We start from the raw sequence: 3,517 nt of genomic DNA on the forward strand, positions 1-3,517 counted from the left end.
CAAGGAATTCGTGGGTGTGGACGCCTGGGCGCCTTACCGGTTTGGCGAAACTTCGGCCAAGGCGCGCAGTTTAGCGTGCCCGGCGGGAATTTCGAGGTGGTTTTTTACGGCCCCGGCAATTAAAGCCGTAATTAAAGCAGCAGTTTTGGGCCGCGCTCTGTCAGTGTCTTGACTGCTTCGGCTATTATGAGCCCTTTGTTTTATCTGGCCCCACCCGGCCACGAACCTGTCTGTTCAAGGATCCTATGAGCAAGCCCACTGTCGACCCTACCTCGAATTCCAAGGCCGGACCTGCCGTCCCGGTCAATTTCCTGCGCCCGATCATCCAGGCGGACCTCGATTCGGGCAAGCACTCGCAGATCGTCACCCGCTTCCCACCTGAGCCCAACGGTTACCTGCACATCGGCCACGCCAAGTCGATCTGTGTGAACTTCGGCCTGGCCCAGGAGTTCGGTGGCGTCACGCACCTGCGTTTCGACGACACCAACCCGGCCAAGGAAGACCAGGAATACATCGACGCCATCGAAAGCGACATCAAGTGGCTGGGCTTCGAATGGTCCGGTGAAGTGCGCTACGCCTCCAAGTATTTCGACCAACTGTTCGACTGGGCCGTCGAGCTGATCAAGGCCGGCAAGGCCTACGTTGATGACCTGAGCCCGGAACAGGCCAAGGAATACCGTGGCACCCTCACCGAGCCGGGCAAGAACAGCCCGTTCCGTGACCGTTCGGTGGAAGAGAACCTCGACTGGTTCGCCCGCATGCGCGCCGGTGAGTTCCCGGACGGCGCCCGCGTGCTGCGCGCCAAGATCGACATGGCCTCGCCGAACATGAACCTGCGCGACCCGATCATGTACCGCATCCGCCACGCCCATCACCACCAGACGGGCGACAAGTGGTGCATCTACCCGAACTACGACTTCACCCACGGTCAGTCGGACGCCATTGAAGGCATCACCCACTCCATCTGCACCCTGGAGTTCGAAAGCCATCGCCCGTTGTACGAGTGGTTCCTCGACAGCCTGCCGGTACCAGCGCACCCGCGTCAGTACGAATTCAGCCGCCTGAACCTGAACTACACCATCACCAGCAAGCGCAAGCTCAAGCAACTGGTTGATGAAAAGCACGTGTTTGGCTGGGATGACCCGCGCATGTCGACGTTGTCGGGCTTCCGCCGTCGCGGCTACACCCCGGCGTCGATTCGCAACTTCTGCGACATGGTCGGTACCAACCGTTCCGACGGCGTGGTTGACTTCGGCATGCTTGAATTCAGCATCCGCCAGGACCTCGACGCCAACGCTCCGCGCGCCATGTGCGTGCTGCGCCCGTTGAAAGTCGTGATCACCAACTACCCGGAAGACCAGGTCGAGAACCTCGAACTGCCGCGTCACCCGCAGAAAGAAGAACTGGGCGTGCGCAAGCTGCCGTTCGCGCGTGAAATCTACATCGACCATGATGACTTCATGGAAGAGCCGCCAAAAGGCTACAAGCGCCTGGAACCGAACGGCGAAGTGCGCCTGCGCGGCAGCTACGTGATCCGTGCCGACGAAGCCATCAAGGACGCCGATGGCAACATCGTCGAACTGCGTTGCTCCTACGACCCGGAAACTTTGGGCAAAAACCCTGAAGGCCGCAAGGTCAAAGGCGTTGTGCACTGGGTGCCGGCCGCTGCCAGCATTGAGTGCGAAGTGCGCCTGTATGATCGTCTGTTCCGTTCGGCCAACCCTGAGAAGGCTGAAGACAGCGCGAGTTTCCTCGACAACATCAACCCTGACTCCCTGCAAGTACTCACGGGTTGTCGTGCCGAGCCATCGCTTGGCGACGCACAGCCGGAAGACCGTTTCCAGTTCGAGCGCGAAGGTTACTTCTGCGCGGATATCAAGGACTCGAAACCCGGTGCTCCGGTATTCAACCGTACCGTGACCTTGCGTGATTCGTGGGGCCAGTGATGCAGCCGTGAGCGGCTTTGCATAGAGAGAAAAGGAAGCATCGTGCTAACGATCTACAACACGCTGAGCAAAACCAAAGAAGTCTTCAAGCCGCTGGATGGCAACAAGGTGCGCATGTACGTGTGCGGCATGACCGTGTACGACTACTGCCACATTGGCCACGGCCGCAGCATGGTTGCCTTCGACCTGGTGACCCGCTGGTTGCGTTTCAGCGGCTATGACTTGACGTATGTGCGCAACATTACCGACATCGACGACAAGATCATCAACCGTGCCAACGAGAACGGCGAGTCGTTCGACGCGCTGACCGAGCGCATGATTGCCGCCATGCACGAGGACGAGGCGCGCCTCAACATCCTCAAGCCCGACATGGAGCCGCGCGCCACGGACCACATCCCGGGCATGCACGCGATGATCCAGACCCTGATCGACAAGGGTTACGCCTACGCCCCGGGCAATGGCGACGTGTACTACCGCGTCGCCAAGTTCATGGGCTACGGCAAGCTGTCGCGCAAGAAAATCGAAGACCTGCGCATCGGCGCACGCATCGAAGTCGACGAAGCCAAGCAAGACCCGCTCGACTTCGTGCTGTGGAAAGCCACCAAGCCCGGCGAGCCGAGTTGGGAATCGCCATGGGGCGCCGGGCGTCCGGGCTGGCACATCGAATGCTCGGTGATGTCGACCTGCTGCCTGGGCGACACCTTCGACATTCATGGCGGCGGCAGCGACCTTGAGTTCCCGCACCACGAAAATGAAATCGCCCAAAGCGAAGCCGCCACCGGCAAGACCTACGCCAACGCCTGGATGCACTGCGGCATGATCCGCATCAATGGCGAGAAGATGTCCAAGTCCTTGAACAACTTCTTCACCATCCGCGACGTGCTGGAAAAGTACCACCCGGAAGTGGTGCGGTACCTGTTGGTGTCGAGCCACTACCGCAGCGCGATCAACTACTCGGAAGACAACCTCAAGGACGCCAAAGGCGCACTTGAGCGGTTCTACCACGCGTTGAAAGGCCTGCCGGCTGTTGCTCCTGCTGGTGGTGAGGCGTTTGTTGAGCGTTTCACCCAGGTGATGAACGACGACTTCGGCACGCCGGAAGCGTGCGCGGTGCTGTTTGAGATGGTGCGCGAGATCAACCGCCTGCGTGAGAGTGATCTCGATGCAGCGGCTGGGCTTGCTGCACGCTTGAAAGAGCTGGCCAGCGTACTCGGTGTGCTGCAGATGGAAGCCGATGACTTCCTGCAAGCGGGCGCTGAAGGGCGTGTGGATGCGGCTGAAGTTGACGCGCTGATTCAGGCGCGTCTGGCTGCGCGGGCTAACAAAGACTGGGCGGAGTCCGACCGGATCCGTGACCAACTGACCGCGATGGGCGTGGTGTTGGAAGACGGAAAGGGCGGGACGACGTGGCGGTTGGCTGATCAGGCTTGATCGATAACGCTGAATAAAAAACGCCCCGACTGGTTCGGGGCGTTTTTTTGCCATCATTTAAACGGCTCACTCAATCCAGTGTGGGAGCTGGCTTGCCTGCGATGACTGAGTGCCAGCACCGAAAATGCTGACTGATACAC

2 protein-coding genes are annotated in these 3,517 nt (G+C 59.9%); both read left to right on the plus strand.

From position 1 onward, the window contains the following. Positions 1 to 245 precede the first annotated feature (245 nt). On the plus strand, positions 246 to 1,946 hold the full coding sequence (locus WBB95_RS11205; RefSeq protein WP_424487654.1) for a glutamine--tRNA ligase/YqeY domain fusion protein: 1,701 nt from the start codon (positions 246 to 248) through the stop codon (positions 1,944 to 1,946). A 42-nt stretch (positions 1,947 to 1,988) separates the two neighbouring features. After that, positions 1,989 to 3,377 carry a cysteine--tRNA ligase gene (gene cysS, locus WBB95_RS11210; protein ID WP_424487655.1) on the plus strand — a complete coding sequence of 463 codons (1,389 nt, stop codon included), beginning with the start codon at positions 1,989 to 1,991 and terminating at the stop codon, positions 3,375 to 3,377. Positions 3,378 to 3,517 lie beyond the last annotated feature (140 nt).

It is taken from the genome of Pseudomonas sp. (assembly GCF_049645325.1).
In the GTDB taxonomy this organism is placed as follows: Bacteria; Pseudomonadota; Gammaproteobacteria; order Pseudomonadales; family Pseudomonadaceae; genus Aquipseudomonas.